General features: G+C 71.4%; 20 protein-coding genes, 1 tRNA gene and 3 pseudogenes. 9 read left to right on the top strand and 15 right to left on the bottom strand.

Annotated elements, in window-relative coordinates; translation table 11 throughout:
- Positions 1 to 11: 11 nt before the first annotated feature.
- Positions 12 to 257, bottom strand: a complete 246-nt coding sequence (locus tag P0Y41_RS07775) for a DUF8024 family protein (RefSeq protein ID WP_284060812.1) — start codon at positions 255 to 257, stop codon at positions 12 to 14.
- A 133-nt stretch (positions 258 to 390) separates the two neighbouring features.
- On the opposite strand from P0Y41_RS07775, the gene P0Y41_RS07770 reads away from it, so the two are divergent.
- Positions 391 to 666, top strand: coding sequence for a DUF7573 domain-containing protein (locus P0Y41_RS07770; RefSeq protein WP_284060811.1), 276 nt, complete (start codon positions 391 to 393; stop codon positions 664 to 666).
- A 78-nt stretch (positions 667 to 744) separates the two neighbouring features.
- Here the strand turns inward: P0Y41_RS07770 and mutL are convergent.
- The 3 genes and pseudogenes from mutL to P0Y41_RS07755 all read right to left on the bottom strand — a co-directional run bounded on the left by mutL (position 745) and on the right by P0Y41_RS07755 (position 5,439).
- Positions 745 to 2,462: pseudogene (gene mutL / locus P0Y41_RS07765) on the bottom strand (DNA mismatch repair endonuclease MutL).
- Entirely contained in the window at positions 2,459 to 5,212 is a 2,754-nt protein-coding gene (gene mutS / locus P0Y41_RS07760) for a DNA mismatch repair protein MutS (RefSeq protein ID WP_284060810.1), read from the bottom strand. Before mutS ends, mutL begins: the two are co-directional and overlap by 4 nt.
- Before the next feature lie 80 nt (positions 5,213 to 5,292).
- Positions 5,293 to 5,439, bottom strand: a complete 147-nt coding sequence (locus tag P0Y41_RS07755; RefSeq protein WP_284060809.1) for a hypothetical protein — start codon at positions 5,437 to 5,439, stop codon at positions 5,293 to 5,295.
- Between the two features lie 107 nt (positions 5,440 to 5,546).
- Between P0Y41_RS07755 and P0Y41_RS07750 the strand changes: the two genes are divergently transcribed.
- Both P0Y41_RS07750 and P0Y41_RS07745 read left to right on the top strand, forming a co-directional pair.
- A complete protein-coding gene (locus tag P0Y41_RS07750) occupies positions 5,547 to 6,551 on the top strand; it encodes an AAA family ATPase (protein ID WP_390215073.1) in 1,005 nt (334 codons plus the stop codon).
- Positions 6,552 to 6,553: 2 nt separating this feature from the next.
- On the top strand, positions 6,554 to 7,735 hold the full coding sequence (locus P0Y41_RS07745) for a DUF58 domain-containing protein (protein WP_284060808.1): 1,182 nt from the start codon (positions 6,554 to 6,556) through the stop codon (positions 7,733 to 7,735).
- Positions 7,736 to 7,786: 51 nt separating this feature from the next.
- On the opposite strand, the gene P0Y41_RS07740 is transcribed toward P0Y41_RS07745, so the two are convergent.
- Positions 7,787 to 7,924, bottom strand: a complete 138-nt coding sequence (locus P0Y41_RS07740) for a hypothetical protein (protein ID WP_284060807.1) — start codon at positions 7,922 to 7,924, stop codon at positions 7,787 to 7,789.
- Here P0Y41_RS07740 and P0Y41_RS07735 point away from each other — a divergent pair.
- The 4 genes and pseudogenes from P0Y41_RS07735 to P0Y41_RS17910 form a co-directional block, all read left to right on the top strand.
- Entirely contained in the window at positions 7,913 to 9,733 is a 1,821-nt protein-coding gene (locus P0Y41_RS07735) for a transglutaminase TgpA family protein (RefSeq protein ID WP_284060806.1), read from the top strand. The two genes, P0Y41_RS07740 and P0Y41_RS07735, sit on opposite strands and share 12 nt — an antisense overlap.
- Complete coding sequence (locus tag P0Y41_RS17820; protein WP_321170862.1) at positions 9,622 to 10,068, top strand: DUF4129 domain-containing protein; 447 nt, start codon at positions 9,622 to 9,624, stop codon at positions 10,066 to 10,068. Before P0Y41_RS07735 ends, P0Y41_RS17820 begins: the two co-directional genes overlap by 112 nt.
- Positions 10,069 to 10,161: 93 nt before the next feature.
- Complete coding sequence (yciH, locus tag P0Y41_RS07725) at positions 10,162 to 10,455, top strand: stress response translation initiation inhibitor YciH (protein WP_073307091.1); 294 nt, start codon at positions 10,162 to 10,164, stop codon at positions 10,453 to 10,455.
- A gap of 154 nt (positions 10,456 to 10,609) precedes the next feature.
- Positions 10,610 to 12,295 (top strand): annotated as a pseudogene (locus P0Y41_RS17910) (hypothetical protein); the annotation flags it as partial.
- Between the two features lie 506 nt (positions 12,296 to 12,801).
- Here the strand turns inward: P0Y41_RS17910 and P0Y41_RS17905 are convergent.
- The 7 genes and pseudogenes from P0Y41_RS17905 to P0Y41_RS07690 form a co-directional block, all read right to left on the bottom strand.
- Positions 12,802 to 13,173 (bottom strand): annotated as a pseudogene (locus P0Y41_RS17905) (rhodanese-like domain-containing protein); the annotation flags it as partial.
- A gap of 82 nt (positions 13,174 to 13,255) precedes the next feature.
- On the bottom strand, positions 13,256 to 13,930 hold the full coding sequence (locus tag P0Y41_RS07715; RefSeq protein WP_284060805.1) for an NUDIX hydrolase: 675 nt from the start codon (positions 13,928 to 13,930) through the stop codon (positions 13,256 to 13,258).
- Positions 13,927 to 14,328 carry a hypothetical protein gene (locus tag P0Y41_RS07710; RefSeq protein WP_284060804.1) on the bottom strand — a complete coding sequence of 134 codons (402 nt, stop codon included), beginning with the start codon at positions 14,326 to 14,328 and terminating at the stop codon, positions 13,927 to 13,929. The genes P0Y41_RS07715 and P0Y41_RS07710 overlap by 4 nt, the downstream gene beginning before the upstream one ends.
- 31 nt (positions 14,329 to 14,359) lie before the next feature.
- On the bottom strand, positions 14,360 to 14,836 hold the full coding sequence (locus P0Y41_RS07705; protein WP_284060803.1) for a DUF5809 family protein: 477 nt from the start codon (positions 14,834 to 14,836) through the stop codon (positions 14,360 to 14,362).
- A 57-nt stretch (positions 14,837 to 14,893) separates the two neighbouring features.
- Positions 14,894 to 15,307 (bottom strand): DUF5810 domain-containing protein, encoded by a 414-nt coding sequence (locus P0Y41_RS07700; protein WP_284060802.1) that lies wholly within the window; start codon positions 15,305 to 15,307, stop codon positions 14,894 to 14,896.
- Positions 15,308 to 15,409: 102 nt separating this feature from the next.
- Complete coding sequence (locus P0Y41_RS07695) at positions 15,410 to 15,982, bottom strand: GNAT family N-acetyltransferase (protein ID WP_284060801.1); 573 nt, start codon at positions 15,980 to 15,982, stop codon at positions 15,410 to 15,412.
- A 462-nt stretch (positions 15,983 to 16,444) separates the two neighbouring features.
- Positions 16,445 to 18,430: an aconitate hydratase gene (locus P0Y41_RS07690; RefSeq protein ID WP_284060800.1), complete on the bottom strand. Its 1,986-nt coding sequence runs from the start codon at positions 18,428 to 18,430 to the stop codon at positions 16,445 to 16,447.
- Between the two features lie 230 nt (positions 18,431 to 18,660).
- Here P0Y41_RS07690 and P0Y41_RS07685 point away from each other — a divergent pair, with 230 nt between their 5' ends.
- Positions 18,661 to 19,119: a deoxyuridine 5'-triphosphate nucleotidohydrolase gene (locus P0Y41_RS07685; RefSeq protein WP_284060799.1), complete on the top strand. Its 459-nt coding sequence runs from the start codon at positions 18,661 to 18,663 to the stop codon at positions 19,117 to 19,119.
- A 99-nt stretch (positions 19,120 to 19,218) separates the two neighbouring features.
- Here P0Y41_RS07685 and P0Y41_RS07680 read toward each other — a convergent pair whose 3' ends face one another.
- Positions 19,219 to 19,827 (bottom strand): PH domain-containing protein, encoded by a 609-nt coding sequence (locus tag P0Y41_RS07680; RefSeq protein WP_284060798.1) that lies wholly within the window; start codon positions 19,825 to 19,827, stop codon positions 19,219 to 19,221.
- A 263-nt stretch (positions 19,828 to 20,090) separates the two neighbouring features.
- Positions 20,091 to 20,164 (bottom strand) — tRNA-Lys (locus tag P0Y41_RS07675).
- A 125-nt stretch (positions 20,165 to 20,289) separates the two neighbouring features.
- On the opposite strand from P0Y41_RS07675, the gene P0Y41_RS07670 reads away from it, so the two are divergent.
- Positions 20,290 to 21,594, top strand: coding sequence for a M20/M25/M40 family metallo-hydrolase (locus tag P0Y41_RS07670; RefSeq protein WP_284060797.1), 1,305 nt, complete (start codon positions 20,290 to 20,292; stop codon positions 21,592 to 21,594).
- A gap of 10 nt (positions 21,595 to 21,604) precedes the next feature.
- Here the strand turns inward: P0Y41_RS07670 and P0Y41_RS07665 are convergent, their stop codons facing one another.
- Positions 21,605 to 22,315: a DUF7119 family protein gene (locus P0Y41_RS07665; RefSeq protein WP_284060796.1), complete on the bottom strand. Its 711-nt coding sequence runs from the start codon at positions 22,313 to 22,315 to the stop codon at positions 21,605 to 21,607.
- Positions 22,316 to 22,446: the final 131 nt, after the last annotated feature.

The raw sequence follows: 22,446 nt of genomic DNA, 5'->3' as shown, positions 1-22,446 counted from the left end.
GGTCGGTCGGTTCAGCGCTGGCCGCGGACGCGCTCTCGTTGGCTCTGCGCCGCGAGGTTGCCGATGCCGAACTCGTAGCCGAGCGCGCCGAGCGCGAGGTAGCCCAGCGCCAGCGACGCGCCGCCGACGAACGCGGCGCCGAACAGGAACGAGACGAACGACAGCGGGTCGCGCAGCGCGACGTCCGTCACGAAGATGACGATCAGGTCGACGACGCTCGTGAGGAGCCGCGTGAGGAAGTCGATGACGGTTACCATACCCGAGGCTCGGCCCCGCGGGGACTTGAGCGTTGATGTGTCGGCGGACGCCCCCGACGCGAACCGGAGCCCGGCGACGGCGTCGCCGTCTGCTCGCGCCGGAGTTATGGTCGCCGCGGCGGTTCAGTCGACCGTGTCCGAAGATCGAACGCTGGAGGAGTTCGCCGCTGCCGACGGCGGCGGGGGCGAGGGGGGAGACGCCCCCGACGGTACCGCCGACGGCGACGACCCCGATGTCGACGCCACCGAGGCCCCCTCCGGCGCAGTCGACGCCGACGCCGTCGATCCGGCGGAGCCGACCTACAACGTCTCGCCCGACGGCGCGCCGTGCGCGACCTGCGACGCGTCCGTGACCCGTCGCTGGCGTCAAGAGGGCGACTACGTCTGCGGCGAGTGCAAGGAGTGGTAGGCCGAGGAGGCACGAGCCGACTCCCGCCCAGAGGGTCGCCGCCGCGGAGCCACCCGCGGGCGGCCGCCAGCCTCGGCGTCACCGCGAGCCGTGGCGCTCGAACCCGGCGGCCAGCGTCTCGTCTGCGATGGACAGCACCGTCGGTCGACCGTGTGGGCAGGCGTACGGCTGTTCGCACTCGCCGAGCCGTTCGACCAGTCGCGCGGCCGTCCCCGGTCGAGCGCGTCGCCCGCCTTCAGCGACGGGTGACACGCCAGGTCCGCGAGCAGGTCCTCGCGAACGGTCGCCGCGATCGCGTCTCCGTCCCGCCCCCTGCCTCCTCCGTGTCCCCCGCGTCCGCCGGCCTCGCGGATGTCGGCGGCGACGCCACGGAGCGCGCCCGCGTCGGCGACGCGCCCGAGCGGCGCCGGGACCGCGGTCACGCGGTAGGTCGTCCCGCCGAACGGGTCGACCGAGAAGCCCAGCGCCGCCAGCGACTCGCGGTGGGCCTCGACGGCGGCGGCGGTCGGCGGGTCGAGCGTGACGGTCTCGGCGGGGTCAAGTTCGGCCGACGGCACTGCCTCCTCGGCGAGCGCACTGCGCAGGCGCTCGAAGTTCACGCGCTCGTGGGCGGCGTGCTGGTCCACGACGAGCAGGTCCTCGCCCGACTCGCAGACGACGTACAGGTCGCGGAACACGCCGAGCACCGTCGCGTCGGCGAAGTCGGAGTCGGCCCCCTCGACGGCCGACAGCGACGAGTCGAGGTCCATCGCGACCTCGCCCGACCTGCGGAGGTCGGCGGTCGTCAGCGCCTCTCTGACGCCGGCCTCGACCGCGTCGGCGACGGCGTCGCCGCCGCGGACCGCGACCCGCGCCTTCGCCGGGTGGACGTTCGCGTCGACCGCCCACGGGGGCAACTCGATCCGGACCGCGGCGACGGGCTCGCGACCGCTCGGGAGCAGGCTCCCGTACCCCCGCGCGACTGCCGCACGGAGGGGCTCGTTGTCCACGGGCCGCCCGTTCACGGCGACGTGGACGTGGTCGCGCGTCGAGCGCGTCGTCGAGGGGTAACAGAGCCGACCCTCGACCGCGAGGTCGGCCGCCCGCTCGGCGAGGTCGACGCCGACGCGGTGGGTGAACGCCGTCGACTCGCCGCCCGTCTCACGGCCGTACAGCGCGACGAGCGCGTCCCGGTCGCCGGTGCCGGGCGTCGACGCGGTCTCGCGGCCGTCGTGCGCGAGCGAGAACGCCACCTCGGGCCGGGCCAGCGCGTAGGCGGTGACCAGCTCGGAGATCCGGCCGAACTCACGCGCGGGCGAGGCGAGCGACTCGCCGCGCGCGGGTCGGTCCCCGAACAGATCGGTCACCACGACGGTGGTGCCGCGCGCTCGCCCGGCGTCCTCGACGGTCGTCTCACCGTCGGCCACCGTCACGCGCGTCCCGACGGCGGAGCCGTCGCTGGTCACGAGTTCGAGGTCGCCCGCGTCGGCGACGGCGTGGAGCGCCTCGCCGCGAAAGCCCATCGTCGTCGCCTCCCGGAGGTCGTCGGCGGCGCGGATCTTGCTGGTCGTGTGCGGCTCGACCGCGCGGACGGCGTCCGCGCGCGCCATCCCGCGCCCGTCGTCGGCGATGCGGATCCGGTCGGTGCCGTCGCCGTCGACGGCCACGTCGATCCGGTCGGCGCCGGCGTCGAGGGCATTCTCCACCAGCTCGGCGACGACGCGGGCTGGCCGGGTGATCACCTCGCCGGCGGCGATGCGCTCGACGGTCGCCTCGTCGAGCGCCCTGATCTCGCCGCCGGACGACCCGCCGCTCACGGTCGCTCACCCGCGTCGGCGGCGTCCTCCGCTCGACGCTGGAGGTCGTGGAGGTGATTCAGCGCCTCAAGCGGCGTCGTCTCCGCAAGCTGGAGGTCCCGGAGGGCCGCGAGGAGGTCGGCGACCGCGTCCCCGCGGACGCCGGGCAGTTCGGCGTCCCCCTCGCCGTCTGGATCGCGCCCGTTCGTCGCCACCTCGTCGAGCGTCCGTTGGGCGTCGTCACCGGCGGGAGTCGGCGGGGACTCACCGGCTCCGTCGCGGTCGGCGGCGACGAGACCGTGCGCCCGGGCGACGACCGACTCGGGGACGCCCGCCAGCTCCGCGACTTCGACGCCGTACGACGAGGAGGCGGCGCCCTCGCGGATCCGGTGGAGGAACGTCACCTCGCCGTCGCGCTCGGTCGCCGCGAAGTGGCGGTTCACCACGCGCTCGCACTCGCTCGCGAGATCCGTGAGTTCGTGGTAGTGGGTCGCGAACAGCGTTGTCGCGCCGGTTTCGTCGTGGAGGAACTCGACGGCCGCGCGGGCGATGGCCCGGCCGTCCGTCGTCGACGTGCCGCGCCCGACCTCATCGAGCAGGACCAGCGAGTCGCCGGTCGCGTCGTGGAGCACGTCGGTCAGCTCGCGCATCTCGCGCATGAACGTCGATTCGCCGCCGGCGATGTCGTCGCTGGCGCCCACGCGGGTGAACACCCGGTCGACGACGGGAATGCGGGCCGACTCGGCGGGCACGAACGAGCCGGCCTGCGCGAGGACGACCGCGAGCGCAACCTGGCGCATGTACGTCGACTTCCCGCTCATGTTCGGGCCGGTGATCAGCGCGACCGTCCCGCGCGGGAAGGCGGCGTCGTTCGGGACGAACTCGTTGGCGGTCTCCTCGACGACGGGGTGGCGGGAGCGCTTCAGGCCGAGGCCGACCTCGTCGCCGACGCGGTCGCCGGCACCGGCGTCACCCTCCGTAGTCTCCGCGTCGTCCACCAGCTCGGGTCGGACGTAGTCGCGATCGACGGCGACGGTCGCCAGCGCGGCGAGCGCGTCGACGCGGGCGAGCGCGTCCGCGAGCGCGCCGATCCGGTCGGACTCGTCGGCGACCCGGTCGCGGAGATCGCAGAACAGCTCGTACTCCAGGGCGTCAGCGCGCTCCTCGGCGCCGAGGATCTCATCCTCGCGACGCTTCAGCTCGGGCGTGTAGAAGCGCTCGGAGTTCTTCAGCGTCTGGCGACGGGTGTAGTCGTCTGGCACCTTCTCGAGTTGCCCGTTCGTCACCTCGATGTAGTAGCCGTGGACCTGGGTGTACCCCACCTCCAGGGTGTCGATGTCGGTGCGCTCGCGTTCGCTCGCCTGCAGATCTGCGATCCACTCGCGCCCCTCGCGGGCGGTCGTCCGGATCTCGTCGAGTTCGTCGTCGTAGCCGGCGCGGATCACGCCGCCTTCGGTGATCTCCTGGGGTGGCTCCTCGACGACCGCGTCGTCGATGAGCCCGCGGAGATCGTCGAGGGCGTCCAGCTCCCCGCGAACGCCCGCGAGGGCTCCTACGCCCGAAATCGCCTCTCGGATCTCCGGAACCGCCACGAGCGTGTCGTGGAGCGACCGGAGATCGCGCGCGTTCGCGCGCCCCCGAGCGATCCGGCCGGCGAGCCGTTCGAGGTCGTACGCCGCCGAGAGCGCCTCGCGCACGTCCTCGCGGACGAGCGTCCGCTCGGCGAACGCCGCGACCGCGTCGTGGCGGGCGCGGATCGCGTCGGCGTCGACGAGCGGTCGCCGAAGCCACGCGCGCAGCCGGCGCCGCCCGAGCGCCGAGCGCGTCTCGTCGATCGTGTCGAACAGCGTCCGGCCGGAGCCGACGTGGTTCTCGAACAGCTCCAGCCCGCGCAGCGCGGTCGCGTCGAGGCGCAGCGAGCGCCGGGGGTCGTATCGCCGGACGCGCCGGACGTACGCCAGGGGGCCGTCGTCGCCTTGCGTGTACTCGGCGTACGACAGCAGCGCGCCGGCGGCCACACGCTCGGCGGCGTCGAAGCGCTCGGAGTCGCCGTAGCGGTCGAGCACCGCGCGGGCGGCCTCGGGCGCGAACTCGTCGGCGTCGCGCTCGGTGACCATGCAGTCGGCGCCGGCGACGACGGCGCGATCGACTCCGGGGCCGCAGAGCAGTTCGGCGGGGCCGATCCGCGAGAGTTCCTCGTCGACGGCGGCGGGGTCGCCGGCCGTGACGGCGCACTCGCCGGTCGACACGTCGACGTGCGCGACGCCGTAGGTGGGGTCCGTGTCGTCCTCACGGGTCGCTCCGCTCCCCGTTCGGGTCGAGGCCTCGGTCCCCCCGGCGTCGCTCGCCACGCAGGCGACGTAGGTGTTCGACCCCGCCGCGAGCAGTTCCTCCTCGACGACGGTCCCCGGGGTGAGCACCTGGGTGACCGCGCGGTCGACCAGGCCGGACGCCGCCTCGGGGTCCTCGACCTGGTCGGCGACGGCGACGCGGTACTCGGCGTCGAGTAGGCGCTTCAGGTACTTCGGGGCGTTGTCGACGGGGATGCCGCAGGCGGTGTAGGTGCCGGTGGAGTCCTCGCGCTCGATCCGCGTGAGCTCGCAGACGCGCGCCACCTCCTCGGCGGCCTCGCAGAACGCCTTGTAGAAGTCGCCGACGCGAAAGAGCACGATCGCGTCGTCGTACTGGCGGGCCACGTCGACGTACTGCGCGAGCATCGGCGTCAGCTCCTCGCGGCGGTCGAGCATCGTCGCCGGCGCTCCCGTGACCATCTTCTTACTCCCGAGACGGGCGGGCGAGCGGCGAAAGGGTTTCGCACCGACGCGTGCGGTCCGGGCGGTCCGCCGACCGCTCAGATCCCGATACCGTCGACGTCGTCGCCGTCGTCGTCGCGAACGCGGGCGACCCGGCCGTCCAGGTCGTACGCGGCCGGGTCGCGTCCGAGCACGTCGCCGAACAGCGCCGTACACAGCGACGCGGCGACGGCTCGGCGTGCCATACGTCCGCATGCGGCAGAGTTAGGTCCGTCCGGGCCCTGACGTGGGCTGTGAACGGCACCCAGACTACCCGCTTCCGGGTGGATTCTCTCTCCGGGGTGTGCGCCGCGTGAGTGACGCCGAGGCGGAGCCCGACGTCGACGCCGACCGCGACGGATCGGCCGACGGCGACGAGTCTACTGACCGGCCGCCGCTCCCGGTGTCGGAGGCCGCCGACCTCGTCGACCGCGTCGCCGACAACGTCTCCCGGGTCATCGTGGGCAACGACGCCGCGGTGGAGCACATCCTCGTGACCGTGCTCGGCAGGGGACACCTCCTCTTGGAGGACGTTCCGGGCGTCGGAAAGACGATGCTCGCGCGCTCGCTTGCGACCTCGGTGGACTGCGAGTTCAAGCGCGTCCAGTTCACGCCCGACCTCCTCCCGTCGGACGTGACCGGCATCAACGTGTACAACCAGAAGACCGGGGAGTTCGAGTTCCGGCCCGGTCCCGTGTTCGCCAACATCGTCCTCGGCGACGAGATCAACCGCGCGCCGCCGAAGACGCAGTCGGCCCTGCTGGAGGCGATGGAAGAACAGCAGGTCACCGTCGACGGCGTCACCCGTGAACTGCCGGACCCGTTCACGGTCATCGCGACGCAAAACGACGTGGAGCCCGGCCGCACTTACGAACTCCCGCTGGCGGAGATCGACCGGTTCATGAAGAAGCTCCGGCTCGGCTATCCGAACCGGGCCGACGAGACCGAGATGCTGGACCGCACGGCCGGCGAGCACCCGATCGAGTCGCTGGAGCCGGTCGCGACAACCGAGGAGCTGCGCCGCGCCCGCGCCACCGTCGGCGAGGTCGGCGTCTCCGAGCCGGTGCGCGAGTACGTCACCGATCTGGCGGCGTACACCCGCGAACACGCCCAACTCGGCGTGAGTCCCCGCGGCAGTATCGCCCTCGTCCGGGCGGCGCAGGCCCGCGCCGTCATCGACGGCCGCGACTACGTCGTCCCGGACGACGTACAGACGGAGGCGTCCTCGGTGTTCGCCCACCGCGTCCGTCCCCGGACCGGCAGCGAGTCCGGCCTCGACGTGGTCGAGGACGCCCTCTCGTCGGTGGCCGTCGAGTAGCCGTGCGACTCACCCGACGCGGGAAGGCTGTCGTCGCGGTCACCGCCCTCGCCGTCGCCTCCGGGCTCGCGTTCGGCCCCCGATCGCTCAACGCGGTCGTCGTGCCCGCGGTCGTGGCGCTGAGCGCCGCGTACCTCCAGCTCCGGTGGGTCGAGCCGCCGGCGGTCGCGCGCGAGGTGCCGCCGGATGACCACGTGGGCCGGCAGTACCCCGTCCGGCTGTACTTCGGCGACCGCGACGGTCCCCGACCGAGCGCCGACGAGCGCATGGACCGTCCGTTCGCCGGCGTCGTCCGCGAGCGCGTCGGCGACGGGCTCGAAATCGTCCGCGGGAGCGACGACGGCGACCGCGCGCGCAACGCCGCAGCCCCCACAAGCAACGCCGCCGACCCCGCGAGCCACGACGGCACCCGCGCCGTCGTCGAGACAGTCGTCGGCGCCGTACCCGTCGAGTACGAGGTCGCCTACGAGTCACGCGGGCGCCACCGTCTCGGCCCGGCGGCCGTGACCGCCCGCGACGCGCTCGGGCTCGCGGAGACGGACCTGTCGACGACGGAGACGAGCGAGCTCCTCGTCTACCCGGCGGTCCACGCCATCGCCGGCTGGGCGCGCCGCGACCTCCGCGCGCTCCACGAGACGGGCATCCACGAGGAGCGCCGGGAGTTCGACCGGCTCCGCGAGTACGACCGCGGCGACTCGCTGCGCGACGTGCACTGGAAGTCGACCGCCAAGCGCGACGAGCTCATCGTGAAGGAGTTCTCCGCGGAGGCGGAGACGGAGGCGGTCTCGGTCGCCGCCGGCGCCGCTGCGGCCCCCGGCGCCGCCGACGGCATGGCCGAGGCGACCGCGAGCCTCGCGCTCGCACTCGTCGAGGACGGGGTTCCGGTCGACGTGCGCCTGCCCGACGGGACGCTCACCGTGACGGGCGAGCGCGGCAGCCAGGTCCGCCTGCTCGAACGGCTCGCGGTCCTCGGTCCCGGTCGCGTCGCCGACGGCGACGCCGACGTCACCGTCTACGGTGAGGCCGACGGCGTGCGCGTCTCCGTCGCCGGCGAGGACCACGAGTTCGCCGACTTCCGGTCGAGCCGGCCGGCGACGTACGGCGTCTCTCGACCGGCCCCCGCTCTGACGGCCCGGCCGACCGCGACGGCGACCGTCGCGACCGCGCTCGCGACGGGGAGGTGATCGCGTGAGCACCCCGTCGGCGACCGGTTCGGCGGGCTCGGATCGGGTCGATCAGGCGGCGACAGCGGCGGGCAGCAGGGCGACCGACGGGACGGAACCGAGCGCTTCTCGGCCGCCTCGGCAGTTCGAGCCCCCGCGGCGCTGGGCGTCGGCCTCGCCGTCGCGTCGTTCCTCGCGGTGTTCTATCACGTCGTCGACGTCGTCGGCGGCGCGACGTTCCTCCTCATGGAGGTGGCGGTCGTCGCGGCGACGGCGGCGTGGCTCGGCGGCTTCCTCCGCGAGCGGACCGCCGTCGGCCTCACGGTCGCCGGCTTCGCGCTCGCGCTGATCGGCTACTTCCTGTCGGTGCCGCCGTCCGCGCGCGCGCTATTCACCATCGGTCGCGTCGCCGGCGACGTGCTCGCGCTGGTCACGGGGCTGTCGGTGCTGCGGCTGCTCAACGCCGGCGCGTGGGCGCTATTCTTGGTCCCGGTGCCGACGTTCCTGGCGACGTATCTCCTCGTCCGCCGCCGCTACGCCGCGGCGGCGACGGTCGGCGCGGCCACGACCGGCTTCTTCGTCCTCACCAGTGACGCGGGCGTCGGCGTCGCCCTCGCCGCCGCCGTCGGACTCACGCTCGCGGTCGGCCTCTCGGAACTGTCGGCCGCCGGCCGGACGGGCGTGCTGGCGCAGTGGGACACGCTCGCGGTCGTGGTCGCGGCGATGGTCGTCGTCACCTCGCTCGTCACTGTCGTTCCCGGGAGCGCGGCGAATCCGGTCGTCCCCGGGAGCAACTCACCGACTATCGAGTCGAGCCTGGTCGCGAACACCGACTCCGTCGGCGTACTCGGGAGTATCCGTCTGTCGCCCGAGGTCAGATTCACGGTCGAGGCCGAGGAGCCCGCGTACTGGCGCGTCGGATCCTACGATCGCTACACCGGCGGAAGATGGGTCAGGACCGGCGACACGACCCCGTACGCGTCCGGATCGCTGGGCGGGCCGCCCGGCGAGAGCGATCGACTGGTCCAGCAGGTGACCGCCCGCGGGCAACTCGACGCGCTGCCGTCGGCGTGGAAGCCGGTCGAACTGCGCGGTCGCACGGCGGACACCGCACAGGTGACCGACCACGAGGGGCTCAAGCCGGGGACGACGCTGCTTGAGAATGACACGTACACGGTCGTCAGCCAGCGACCGACCGCGACGAGCGGGGAGCTTCGCCGCGCGGGGACTGACTACCCCTCGACGATCAGCTCGCGGTACACCCAGCTCCCCGAGAGCACACCCGACCGGGTGGGCGAGCGCACCGCGACAGTGCTCGAACAGGCGGACGCGTCGAACCCCTACGACGCCGCGGTCGCCGTCGAGCGCCACCTCGAACGGACGAAGGAGTACTCGCTGGACGTGCCCGCCCCGCAGGGGAACACCGCCGACAGCTTCCTGTTCGAGATGGACGCGGGCTACTGCGTCTACTACGCGACGACGATGGTCACCATGCTGCGCACCCAGGGCGTTCCCGCTCGGTTCGTCGTCGGGTACACGCCCGGGCAGCGCGTGAGCGAGGACGAGTGGGTCGTCCGCGGCCTCGACTCCCACGCGTGGGTCGAGGTGTACTTCCCCGACCGCGGCTGGGTCCAGTTCGATCCGACGCCGTCGGGGCCGCGTGAGGACACCGAACAGGCCAGCGTCGAGACCGCCCGCGAGGAAGGCGCCGACAACGTCGACGCGGCCGGGTCGGAGAACGGGAGCTACGAGACGCCGACCTCGACGCCCGACACCGGGTCGACTCCCGGCGAGTCGACGCCCGATATCGGCGCGGTCAACCCCGGCGCAGACGAGTTCGGTAACGTGACGATCGCCACCGCCGCCGGGGGACTCACCGGAGACGCGACTCCTGCCGGTGGCGGCGGATCCGGTGCGGGCGGCGACGGCGACGAGGGTGGACCCCAACCCGCGAGGACGTCGCCGTCGGCGCCGCGGCCGCGGTCGGCATCGTCGCCGGCGCGCGCCGCTTCGGGCTGACGCGGCGGATCCGGCGGGCGGTCTGGCTGCTCCACCAGTCGAGCGCCGATCCGGACACGGACGCCGAGCGGGCGTTCCGGCGACTGGAGTACCTCGCGTCGATCGTCTACCGGTCGCGCCGGCCGGGCGAGACACCGCGCCAGTACGTCGAGGCGCTCTCTCGCGATCGGTTCGGGGAGCGCGCCCACGCCGTCGCAGAGGCGCACGAGCGCGCCCGCTACGGCGGCGGCGTCGACGAGGCGGAGGCGCGGCGTGCCGTCGAGGCGGTCGACGACCTGATCCGCCAGCACGCCCCCGTCCTTCGCCGGCTTGGCGGCGCCGGCAAGCCGACCTGACTCTCCGGGGGTCGTCGATCGCGCGCGGCGTCGCGATTCGCATGCGAACACCCGACAGGATTTAATACGGCGCTCTTGTACGTTCGACCGGAAATGTCTGAGGTATGCTCGACGTGCGGACTGCCTGAGGAACTCTGCGTCTGCGAGGACGTCGCCAAAGAGTCCCAGGAGATCTCGATCCGCATCGACGAGCGCAGGTACGGGAAGGAGGTAACGGTCATCGAAGGATTCGATCCCAAAGACGTGGACATGGATTCGCTGTCCAGCGATCTGAAGTCCAAATTCGCCTGCGGGGGCACCGTCGAGGACGGCGCCATCGAACTGCAGGGGAACCACAGCGGCCGCGTCGAGGGATTCCTCCGCGACAAGGGGTTCAACGTCGCGTGACCATCGGACCGACCTGACAGCCGCACTCGAGCAGTCGCGTTTCGGTTTCTCGTTTTCTACATCGCCAGCGGCGGTGCCGCGGTCGACTTCGGTTGCGGTCCGTCGCCTGACGCGACGCCAACGCCTTTAGCCGGGGTCGGCTTATCGCCGGTCGATGCAGCAGCGAGGCCTCACCGCGCTCGTCGTCGTCTGTCTGCTCTCGGCGCTCGCCGCGCCCGCGGTCGCGGCCGCGCCGTCGTCGTCGACCGAACAGTTGCTTGACACTGGTGACGCGGTCGACGCGGACGCCACGGTTGCTAGGAACGCCACGCCCGACTTCTCGACAAGCGACGCTCCGGGGGCAGCGACCGGAGGCACCACGGCGGCAGGAGCGTCCGCCGCCTCGACGGCCGCCGCGACGACCGCCGGCGACGACATCCACCTCACGACGACGCTCGCGCTCACCCCCGACAGGCCGGGGTCAGTCGCGGTCACGCTCCGGTTCGGCCTCCCCGACCGCGTCACCGCAGTCGAGGCGACGATCGCGTCCGAGGCAGAGGCGGTGACGACCGACGGCTTCGCGGCCGCCGGCGGCGACACCTACGAGTGGGACGGCGAGACGACCGCGCCGACGATCCGCTATCGGCTCCCGGCCAACCGGACGACGACGTCTGCACGGCTCGGCCATCGTCGACTCGACGCGAACGTCGGCGGGGCGACCGCTCCCGCCGCCGCCGACCGCGGCTACCTCTTCGCCGACCCCGGCCCGTGGGCGCTCGTGGCGGTGCCCGGGACGGGCGTGTCGTGGCGCTATCGCGGCGAGACCGTGGGGCTCTCGCGTGAGGCGACCACCGGGGGACCGGGCGCCGTCGGCGAGCGCGTCGCGTTCCTCGGCGAGCACGCGGTCCGCGAGCGAACCGCCAACGGCCAGACGTTCCGGCTCGTCGTCCCCGCGGAGTCGGCCGATTCGATGGCGGCGTCGCCCGAGCGGCTGCTCGACTCACTGTCGTCGGCGTCCGACTCGCTCCGCGTCGGCGACCGCGACGAGTCGGTGTTCGTCGTCGCCGCGCCGACCGGCGTCGACTGGGCGGTCGCCGGGCTGCAGACGGGCGACGCGGACGCGTGGGTACGCGCGGACGAGCCGCTCGCAGACGCGCGAAGCGCGTGGCTCCACGAGTACGTCCACACGCGCCAGTCGTTCGAGCCGACCGCGGAGACGCGCTGGCTGATCGAGGGGTCGGCCGACTACTACGCGGCCCGGCTCGCGCTGCAGCAGGGGCTGATCGACTTCCCGGCGTTCGCCGACCACCTCGAACGCGGCGCGGCGGCGCCCTACGGCGACGACGTGCTCGCGGACCCGAACACGTGGACGACGGCCACGCCGTACCGCAAGGGGGCGCTCGTCGCAGGCGACACCGACCGCCGGATCCGGCTGGCGAGCGACGGCGCCGCGACGTTCGAGACGGTGTTCGCGCGGCTGAACGCCGAATCCGATCCCGTGTCCGGCGATCGGTTCCTCGCGATCGTCGCCGACGCCGGCGACGAGTCGGTCGCCGACGAGACCGCGCGAGTCGTCCGGACGGACGCCGCACCGGCGATGTGGTCGGCGGCGGACCACGAGGCGGCGTTCGGTACCCCGGTCGCGCGGATCCTCGTCGACGCGCCGGCGCGGCTCACGGTCGGCGGACCGTATCGAAACGGGAGCCTCGATTCGCCCGTCCGGATCGCCCTCGGCGAGACGCTGACGGTCCCCGTCTCGCTCTCGAACGACGGCGGTGCCGACGGGAGCTACCGGGTCGCGCTCGCGGCCAACGACCGCACGGTCGCCGTCGCGAACGGGACGCTCGCGGCGGGCGAGAACGCGACTGTCCCGCTGTCGTGGACGCCGAACGAATCGGGAACGTACGCGCTGACGGTCCGCGGACACACCTACGAGGCGTTCGTCGAGGAGCCGCCGACGCCGACGGTCGCGGGCGTGTCGCTGAACCGGACGACGGTCGCGGCGGGCGACGCGGTGCTGGTGACCGCTGCGGTCGTCGCTGACGGAAGGGTCCCCGCCGACGGCGACCTCGCCGTCCGCGTGGACGGCCGAACGGTCGCGACCGAACGGGCCAGGGTCGCGCCCGACGCCGCCGCGACGCTCCGGGTGCCGATCCGCATCGGCGAGCCGGGCACCTACACCGTCTCCGTCGGCGACGCGAGCGCGTCGCTGACCGTCGAGTCGGCCGCCGCCGCGACCGATCCTGACGGCGGAGCGACCGACGGTCCCGGCGACAGCGGCGTCTCCACTCCCGGGTTCGGCGTCGGCGCGGCCGCGGCGGCGCTGGCGATCGCGGGATCGCTCGCGGCCCTGGCGGGCCCGCGCTCAAAGGGTGACTGGGGGCCGTCGTCGGCCGTGGCCGCATCGCCCGAGCCGTCGGCGGCACCGGCCTCGAGTTCGCCCTCCCAGGCGGTCAGCCCATTTTTCATGCTCTCGACGACCGCGTCGGTCGTCCCCTCGAAGGAGGCGATGAGTCGCGCCGCTTGGACGCTCGATTCTCCGTGCGGGCACACGGTCACGATGCGTTCGCTCCCGGACAGCGACGCCACCCGGGTCGGGAGTTGGTTGAACGGGATGTTCTCGGAGCCGGGGATGTGGCCGCGCGCGTACGCCCCCGGCGAGCGGATGTCGACGACGCGGACGTCCGCGCCTTCGGCGAGGAGCCGCTCGACCTCTTCGGGGGTGATTTCGCCGTCCATGCTCGTGGGGTGCCGTCGCCCGGTGAAAAGCGCTCCGCCGTCGGCGACTCCCGCACGCGACCACCGATCGGGGGCGCTCCGGTTACAGCAGCCCCTCCTCGCGGGCGAGCAGGATCCCCTCCAGGGTCGCGTCGTTCGTCGGAGGAGAGCGGACCACGTCGACTACCTCCTCGACGGGGACGGTCCGCGGGACGAGGTACTCGTTGTCGTCCAACTCCTGGCCGACTGGCTCCAGTCCCTCCGCGAAGACGAACCCGCGGGTGTGGCGCAACAGCCCGGTCGTGCACTGTACCTCTCCCAGCAGCGAGAGGGAGTCGGCCGCGAAGCCGGTCTCCTCGCGTAGCTCCCGCCGGCCGGCTTCGGTGTACGACTCGCCCGCCTCGACGATTCCCGCGGGGAGTTCCAGTTGCGTGTTGCGGACGGTCGGCCGGTACTGCTCGACCACGAGGAGGTCGTCGCCGGCGCGGGCGACGACGACGACCGCCGTCGCCAACTCCGACCAGTAGTACTTCTTCGTCGAGCCGTCGGGGTGTTCCACGAGGTCGTAGCCGGCGGTCTGCCACCCCGTCTCGTACTCGACGACCGTCTCCAGCACAGGCCAGTCGGGCTCGCCCGGCCAGTCGTGGCGGCGGCCGTCGCCGAAGGCGGGTTCGTCGCTCGTCCACTCGTCGGTCGCGTCGGTCGCATCGGCCGCGTCGGCCGCGCGGTTCGCGTCGTTCTCGCCGTCGTGGGGATGGTCGCGGGTGTCGTCGCTCACGGTTGAACGACGGTTACGCGGTAACGGGTATCGTTGTACCGGACGAAGACCGCGTCACCGTCGACAGCGTCTCGGGGTGCAAACTCCCGGAACGTCGCCAGCTCGTCGAACGGCGAGTGCGCAAAGTCCTCCTTCAGCCCGAACGCCCCGCGTCGGTAGGGCTCAGAGCGACCGTCGTCCGCCTCGGTCGCGGAGAAGAAGTACTGGAACCGCTGCTCTGCGACGCCGCCGTCAGTCGCGTTCAGCTCGTAGGCGGGGCCCTCGCTCTCGGCCGTCGGGGTCGCCTCCAGGTAGTACGGGTCGCCCGACCCGAGATACGACGGGAGCGCCCCGAGCGCGAGGAGGGCGACGAGCACGACGAGAATCGCCGCGAGGAACGTCCGCGTGACCGGTCGCATGGACGCGGTAGGGGCCGACGGCGAAAACCCGTTACGGCTCCGGTTCCGCGTCGGCCTCGTCGCTCGCGTCGTCGTCGACGATCGGACGGTACGCCCGGCCGAACGCGCGCCGGCGGAGCGTCCCGAGCGCGGCCTCGCGCTCGGCCTGCCACGTCGCCGCGACGACGGGCTTGGGGCCGTCGCCGTCGGGCGCGAACTCGACGGGATGCCAGGCGACGTTGTCGACGTTGTCGCTTCCGGCCTCGTCGGGCTCGTATTCGGGGTGGCCGTCGAGCCACGCCTCGTACTCCTCGCGCGTGCCGACGTGGACGCGCAACAGCGAGGCGAACAGCGCGTCGCGGACCGTCTCGATCACCTCGCCGGTGACGCGGTCGGCGTACTCCTCGCGGTCGAATTCCATCGCCTTCGTCGCCTCGCGGACGGCGACCTTCGCGGCGGGAACGAGCGTGTCGTACTCCTCGCGCGCGTCGGCGGGCGTCGCCGGGGCGAGGGTCCCTTCGGTGTCCATACCGCCGGTTGCGGGCGTCGCATCAAAGAGTCGTTCCCTTTCGGGCTCTCGAGACGGCTACTCCCCGGCGTCGTCGTCGCCGGCGGTCTCGTCGTCCAGCCCGTACATCTCCTCGGTCAGTTCCTGTGCCTCCTCCAGGACGGACTCGACCGCGTCGTCGACGACCGCGTCCGCGGCGCCGCCCGTCGGATCGTCGGTTACCTCCGGCTGTGCGGGGTCGCCGTGTGCGTGCCCGTGGTCCCCTGCGCCGGCCGCGGTGTCCTCGAACACCTCGTCGTACTCGGTCTCGGTCGCGTGCTCGGTCACGGTCGACGCCAGGTCCGCGGGCGTGCGGTCGCCCCAGCCGTCGACGTGCGCGTCGAGCCAGTCCTCGTGCTCGTCGCCGTGGAGCATCGCGGTGAACGCGAGGTGGTTCGCGAGGTGCTCGCCGTCGCGCTGGGGCGTTTCACACACCGGACAGGCGTATCCCATACTCCACGTGGGGGCGTCGAGCGTGAAAACGGCTGCCGTCCCGGGCCGCGACGGTCGTGGTTGCCGCCTTGTCTGCCGGCGCGCCGAGGCGCCGGCGTCCGGCTACGACCCGTCGGCGTTGCGCCCGCGGACCCACTCGCCCACGTCCAACCGCATCACGAACGCCGCTTCGCCGTCGCCGTAGTAGCGCGGAATCCGCCTGGCGGGCTCGAACCCCTCGTCGGCGTACAGCGACTGGGCGCGGTGGTTGCCCTCGCGCACCTCCAGCTTCACCACGCTGGCACCCGCCGCAGCCAGCGCCGACAGCGACGCCCGAAGCAGCCGCCGGCCGAGCCCTCGCCCCTGTTCGCCGGGGTGAACGGCGAGGTCTTTGATGTGGCCGATGTCCCGCCCGTGGTTCGGGGTGAGGTCGCCGACGACGTAGCCGAGCACGTTGCCGGCGTCGATAGAGCCCTCGCTCGCGGCCGTCGGGGAACGGTCGCGGTCCGCCTCGTCCTCGGCGACGAGGAACCCGGGCGCATCGAGCAGCCCTTCGAACGCCGCATACGGCCACGGCTGGGCGAACACGGCTTTCTCGATGCGGAAGACGCCGAGGAGATCCGCCCGGTCAGCGGGTCGGAGCTGCGCCCTCCCGTCCGCGTCGTCGCCAGCGGCGGCGCCGCGCGAGGTGGTCACAGCTAGGCCCTGGGAGTTCGCGGTGATAAGTGAACTGGCGGCGCTGATCGGCGGACGAATGGATGGTCAGTCGGTGGCGGACGGATGCGCGCTCGCTCGGTGGCGAAATCGTGCTGCACCGCGTGCGAAGCCGCAGTTCTCGTGAGCGAAGCGAACGAGCGCGCGGACGTCGAACGAAGCGGGTCCTCCGAAGGCCGAGCGAGCGGGCGTGTGACACCACCGGAAGCAGGAGGGGTTCGGTTAGCGTGCAGGTCAACAGCGGCTGATGGCAGTACTGGTACCGCTTCGTGACAGCAGTACCGGAACCGCTTCGCGATGCTGGGTCCGAATCAGCAGCTCCGCGGTGTGACGAGCTGAATAAAAAGCGGGTCCGTTCGTGGGCGGCTCGGGTCACCCGGTCGCTCTCAGGTCGGCCGCGGACACCTCGCCGCTGTCCGTCCGAGACTGCGTCGCCGTCTCGCGTTAGTCGTCGGCGGGCGCCGCGCCGCTGCCGGACTGGTGCTGCTGCTTCGTCCACGAGAGCTTGCCGCCGGCCGCGAGGATCTCCCGCTCGCGCTCGGAGGCGTCGAGGTGCGCCGTGGCCTCCCAGTCGTCGTTCACGCGGATCGTGAACTCGGTGGCGCCGTTGCGGACGCCCTCGCCCACGTCGTCGACGATCTCCACGTCGTCGCCCTGGTCGATGTTCTCGTACGTCTCCTCGTCGATGGTGAGGGGCACGAGACCGAAGTTGAACAGGTTCGCCTTGTGAATGCGGGCGAAGCTCTGTGCGAGAACGCCCTCGACGCCGAGGAACATCGGACACAGGGCCGCGTGCTCACGCGAGGAACCCTGGCCGTAGTTCTCGCCGGCCACGAGGAAGCCGCCGTCGGCGTCCAGCGCGCGCTGTGCGAACGTGTCGTCGACGCGCGACAGCGTGAACTCCGAGAGCTTCTCGATGTTCGAGCGGAACTTGAGGATGTCCGCCGTCGCCGGGATGATGTGGTCGGTCGTGATGTTGTCCTCCATCTTCAGGAGCGCCTCGCCCTCGATGTCGGATGCGAGCTCGTCCTTCAGGGGGACGTCGCCGATGTTCGGACCCTTGATGAGCCCGTCGTCGACGGCCTCGTCGGGGCTGATGATGTCCGGGTCGGACTCGCCCATGCCGGGGCCGTACTTCGTCCCCATCTCGAGACCGGGCGCCTCGAGGTCGCCGAGCTCGTCGGCCAGATCGCGTGGGTCGACGATCTTGCCGGTGATGGCCGCGGCGGTCGCGACCTCGGGCGAGCAGAGGTACACCGAGTCGTCCTCGATGCCCGAGCGGCCCTCGAAGTTGCGGTTGAACGTGCGCAGCGAGACGGAGTCGGAGGCGGGCACGTGGCCGATGCCGATACAGGCACCACACGTCGCCTCGGAGAAGTTGACGCCGGCCGCCATCATCTCCGCGGTCCAGCCCTCGCGGGCGAGCATCTCGGACGCCTGCTTGGAGCCGGGCGCGACGATCATCTCGGTCTTCTTGGCGACCTCGCGGCCCTCCAGCATCTTCGCGCCGGGGAGGATGTCCTCGTAGGCGCCGTTCGTACAGGAGCCGATGATGACCTGCTCGACGTCCTCGCCCGCGACCTCGCGGACGGGAACGACGTTGTCGGGCATCGACGGCGTCGCGATGAGCGGCTCCAGCGAGGAGAGGTCGACCTCGATGGTCTCGGCGTACTCGGCGTCCTCGTCGGGCGACAGCTCGACGTGCTCCTCCTCGCGGTCCTGGCGCGCCAGCCAGTCCTTCGTCTTCTCGTCGGTGCCGAAGATCGAGGACGTGGCGCCCAGCTCGGTGCCGAGGTTCGTGATGGTCGTTCGCTCGGGGATGGTGAGCGTCTCGACGCCGGGGCCGGTGTACTCGAGCACCTTGCCGACGCCGCCCTTGACGGTCAGCTCGCCCAGCAGGTGGAGCGCGACGTCCTTCGCGGTGGCCCACTCGGGGAGCTCACCGGTCAGCTCGACGTTCACGATCTCGGGCATCTCGACGTAGTAGGCGCCGCCGCCCATCGCGACGGCGATGTCGAGGCCGCCCGCGCCGATCGCCAGCTGGCCGAGGCCGCCGGGGGTCGGCGTGTGCGAGTCCGAACCGAGCAGCGTCTTGCCGGGCGCCGCGAAGTTCTCCTTGTGGACCTGGTGGCAGATGCCGTTGCCGGGCCGGGAGAAGTACGCGCCGAAGGTGCCCGCCGCAGAGCGGAGGAAGCGGTGGTCGTCGGTGTTCTTGAAGTCGAACTGGTACGTCTGGTGGTCGCAGTACTGCGCGGCCAGTTCGGTCTGGACTTCGTCGAGGTCCAGCGCCTCGAACTGCAGCCAGACCATCGTCCCTGTCGTGTCCTGCGTGAGGACCTGATCGATATCGATCCCGATCTCCTCGCCGGGGGTCAACTCGCCCTCGACGAGGTGATCGTCGAGAATCTGCTCCGTAATCGTCTGTCCCATATCGTCCGCATATCCTCGCTCGGCGGATATAAATCCGGCGAGTTTCCACCCTGACGTTCGTGATAGACCGTCGCTCTGTCCGGTAATTTTTGCACAGTCGACGCGAGTGTTGCCTCCCAATATGCTCGAATGATCTTTCTGCGAAACCATTTGTGCACAAACGCATCCGCATCTTCGGGAGTCGGTTGCCGACCGGCGGGCTTTTCGGTCGGCCTGTCTCTCCCTCGGGTATGTTCGAATCGGGACCGACAGTCGCTGACCACGTTGACCCCGTCGACGACGACCAGATCCAACCGAATGGCGTCGATTTGACCGTCGCCGCGCTGTCCGAACAGGCCGAGCCGGGCCGGATCACTCGCGACGGGAAGCACGTCGGGGACCGGACCGAAATTGACCCCGAAAGCGGTCTCTATCGCCTCGATCCCGGCGCGTACGTTCTGCAGTACGGCGAGCGCCTGCGGGTCCCCGACGACCACGTCGGCTTCGTCTACCCGCGCTCGACGCTGCTGCGCAATTCCTGCATGCTGAACACCGCGGTGTGGGACGCCGGCTACGAGGGCCGGGGCGAGGGGTTGCTTCAGGTCGGCCACCGGATCGAGATCGAACCCGGCGCCCGCGTGGCGCAGTTCGTCCTCGCGACCGCCGACCACGAGGGCCACTACGACGGCACGTACCACGGGGAGGGGTAACGAGTCTCTCCGGATCGCTCTCGAAATTGCGACGCGACATCGAACGCCAGACTCCGCGTTCTTCGGCCGGACACGCCGCCGGAACTGGCTCCCGATCGGTCAGATCTTATCCAACAACTCTCGCTTTTTTGTCTCGAACTCCTCGTCGGAGAGTACGCCCTGGTCGTGGAGCTCCTTGATGTTCTTCAGCTGCTCCGTCGGATCCGGATCGCTCGTCGAACCGCCCCCGCCTTGGGCCAGCTCACGCTTGCGGGTCCTGATGTACTCTATCGCGTTTTTTGCCTCCTCCTTGTCCAGCACCTGCACCTTGTACGTGCCGCCACCGGTCTGAAGCGACAGAAAATTATTGATGATCCCCGTGTCGAGGTTCACCGCGTTGATCGACTCGTACGGAAGGGTTCGCATGTCATCCCCCGTTATTCGCTTTTCGACGTGGATGAACACGCGTTCGTCCGTGACGATCGTCTTGACACCGCCGCCTCCACTCAGCGACGATTTCGCCGAGTCGATATTGCCCTCGGTTTTCAACGTCGCTCCTTTCAGAATGTACTGGGGAGTCTCTTCGGGTCCGAAGTGTTCGGCGTATTGATCGAATGACTCCGTGTTCGGTGCGGTCTCGGTGTCTGCCGATCCGATCTCCGCCCCGCACTTCTCACAGAACGAGTGCGACGGTTCCACGCCGGCACCACAGCTCGGACAGGAATGCATACTATTTTATTTCAGGCTATTTGCGATATATAACTCTTGAGTACGGAGTTCAGCAGGGATCCCCGTTAGCTTATCCAATCGGCTGTGGCTTCGATGATCGGACGACGTCGACCGGAAACACTGGTGTTCACGGGAGAAGCGAACCGGAGGGATTCGAACCTCCTGCATTTCGTTCGCCTTGCTCACTCGTGCCGTCGTTCGAATCTCTCGGACGCTATTTGCGTCGCGCGGCTCCTCGCTTCGCTCGTCGCGGTGGACAGAAACGGGCTGGGAGGGATTCGAACCCCCGACCGTCCGGTTAAAAGCCGGACGCTCTCCCTAACTGAGCTACCAGCCCTCGCCCGACCTTACCGACGTGCGCGCATAAGCGTTTACGAACGACGGCGACCGACCCGACTGCGGTTCCCGCGGCGTCCACGCCGCCACCCACACGGCCTTACCCCTCCCTGCCGACGATCACCCATGACCGTCCCCGACCTACGGGACCTCACGGCCCGGCTGTGCGCGTTCGAGACGACCGACGGCGACGAGGCACCCGCCGCCGAGTGGCTCCGCGACCGCCTCGCGGACGCCGGGTTCGAGACGTACACGTGGGAGGCCGACCCCGAACGACTCGCCGCCCATCCGTCGTTCCCCGACGACCGCGCCGACATCGACGCCGCGGGGCGTCCGAGCGTCGCGGGCGTGCTGGAGTTCGGCGACCCCGACGCCGGGAGAACTATGGTCCTCAACGGCCACCTCGACGTGGTTCCCGCTGACGACGACCTCTGGACGAGCGATCCCTTCGACCCCGTTTGGAGCGAGGCAGACGACGGCGCCGAGACGCTCACCTGTCGCGGGGCCGCCGACATGAAGGCCGCCGTCGGCGCCTGCGTTCACGCGGCCCTCGACCTCAGGGAGTCAGTCGAAGCCGGCGAACGCGACCTCGACGGCCGGATCGTCGTCGAGGCGGTCGCCGGCGAGGAGGAGGGCGGGATCGGCGCGGCCGCGGCGGCGCTCGACTCGCCGTACCCGTTCGACCGCGACGCCGCCCTCGTCGCCGAGCCGACGGAGCTTCGCCCCGTCACCGCGACGGAGGGGACCGTGATGAAGCGACTCCGGATCGCGGGCCGGAGCGCCCACGCGGCGACGCGGTGGCACGGCGTCGACACGCTCCCGCTGTTCGAAGCGATCAGGGGGGCGTTCACCGAGGTGGAGGCCGAGCGATGCGAGCGCGTCACGCATCCGCTGTACGAGGCGTTCGACGTGCCGTGGCCCGTCGTCTGCGGTCGCGTCGAGGCCGGATCGTGGGCCTCGACGGTGCCGGGGACGCTGACCGCGGAATGGCGGATCGGGGTCGCACCCGGGGAGACGGTCGACGAGGTGGAGGCGGAATTCGACGACCGACTCGCCGAGGTCGTCGCGGACGACGACTGGCTGCGCGAGCACCCACCCGAATTCGACCGCTTCTCGATCATGTTCGAGCCCGCCGAGATCGCTCCGGACGAACCCGTCGTTCGGGCGTTGCAGGGGGCGATGATCGACGCGGGGCTGTCCGATACCGAGCCAACGGGCGCGACGTACGGGGCCGACAACCGCCACTACGTCGCGGCCGGTATCCCGACGGTCGTGTTCGGCCCCGGAAGCATCGAACAGGCGCACTTCCCCGACGAGACGATCCGGTGGGCGGAGGTAGCGACTGCACGCGACGTGATACGGGATGCCGCCGTGCGATTCCTCGGCGGCGACGAGGGGGACGGGAGCGAGAGCGACGCGACCGCGACGTGACTCGCTCCCCTCAGTATTCTTCGAGCGCGTCCGCGATCACGTCGCCCGGGTCGCGGTTCTCCAGCGACGCGCGGTCGCGCAGCCGCCGGTAGACGCCGAGGGGAAGCTCGACGCCGAGTCGCCCCGGGGAGACGCCCTCGGCCCGGAGCGCCGCCTCGGGCGAGGCGCCGTCGTTGATCGCGCTCGCGGCACGGCGCACCTCGCGGACGGTGAGGTCCGCGTCGAGCACCGCCCACGCCAGATCGAAGCGCGCGTCGCCGGCGACGCGGGCGATGTGCTTCGCCGCCGTCGGCGCGATGTGGCCGCGGGCGACGTGGCGACGGATCGACTCGGGGAGGTCGTGGACGCGCGCCCACTTGCGGATGAACGACACCTGGACGCCGTCGCCGGCGGTCTCGGCGGCGGCCTTGTACGACCCGTGCCCGCGTACGAGCGCGGCGCAGGCGGCCGCCCCGCGCAGCATCACCACGTTGTCGTCGCCGGCGACGGCCTCGCTGGCGAATCGGTGGACGGTGTCGGCTGCGGATTCGAGACTGTCGGGGTCGTCGGGGTCGAACCGCGCGGCTCGCTCGGCGCGCTCGCCGGTGACCGCCGGGTCGCCGCGAACGACGGGTTCGCCGACCTCCGCCTCGCGGTCGGCGCGCCCGGCGCCGAGTCGCCGATCGCGGTCCCGGGCGCGATCCTCGTCGTCGCGGCCGTCGCCGGGCCGCTCGTGGCTCATCGTCCACCGTTCGGCCCCGCCGCGTCAAAAGGGTCTCGGGGGTGGCTGTCCCTGCCGTCATCTGTGACGCCGCACGACCCTGGCGCGTCGACGCACGGGACCGCCCCGCGACATCGACGCGGCTTTGCCGC

The organism is Halobaculum halobium (genome assembly GCF_030127145.1).
Classification (GTDB): Archaea; Halobacteriota; Halobacteria; order Halobacteriales; family Haloferacaceae; genus Halobaculum; species Halobaculum halobium.
This window is presented reverse-complemented; position numbering and strand designations above follow the sequence as displayed.

Excerpts from the sequence above, each read along its gene's own strand:
- yciH (WP_073307091.1), top strand. The coding sequence starts at position 10,162 with ATGTCTGAGGTATGCTCGACGTGCGGACTGCCTGAGGAACTCTGCGTC.
- P0Y41_RS07705 (WP_284060803.1), bottom strand. The coding sequence starts at position 14,836 with ATGGACACCGAAGGGACCCTCGCCCCGGCGACGCCCGCCGACGCGCGC.
- mutS (WP_284060810.1), bottom strand. The coding sequence starts at position 5,212 with ATGGTCACGGGAGCGCCGGCGACGATGCTCGACCGCCGCGAGGAGCTG.
- P0Y41_RS07670 (WP_284060797.1), top strand. The coding sequence starts at position 20,290 with ATGACCGTCCCCGACCTACGGGACCTCACGGCCCGGCTGTGCGCGTTC.
- P0Y41_RS07665 (WP_284060796.1), bottom strand. The coding sequence starts at position 22,315 with ATGAGCCACGAGCGGCCCGGCGACGGCCGCGACGACGAGGATCGCGCC.
- P0Y41_RS07685 (WP_284060799.1), top strand. The coding sequence starts at position 18,661 with ATGTTCGAATCGGGACCGACAGTCGCTGACCACGTTGACCCCGTCGAC.
- P0Y41_RS07775 (WP_284060812.1), bottom strand. The coding sequence starts at position 257 with ATGGTAACCGTCATCGACTTCCTCACGCGGCTCCTCACGAGCGTCGTC.
- P0Y41_RS07710 (WP_284060804.1), bottom strand. The coding sequence starts at position 14,328 with ATGCGACCGGTCACGCGGACGTTCCTCGCGGCGATTCTCGTCGTGCTC.
- P0Y41_RS07680 (WP_284060798.1), bottom strand. The coding sequence starts at position 19,827 with ATGCATTCCTGTCCGAGCTGTGGTGCCGGCGTGGAACCGTCGCACTCG.
- P0Y41_RS07690 (WP_284060800.1), bottom strand. The coding sequence starts at position 18,430 with ATGGGACAGACGATTACGGAGCAGATTCTCGACGATCACCTCGTCGAG.
- P0Y41_RS07700 (WP_284060802.1), bottom strand. The coding sequence starts at position 15,307 with ATGGGATACGCCTGTCCGGTGTGTGAAACGCCCCAGCGCGACGGCGAG.
- P0Y41_RS07755 (WP_284060809.1), bottom strand. The coding sequence starts at position 5,439 with ATGGCACGCCGAGCCGTCGCCGCGTCGCTGTGTACGGCGCTGTTCGGC.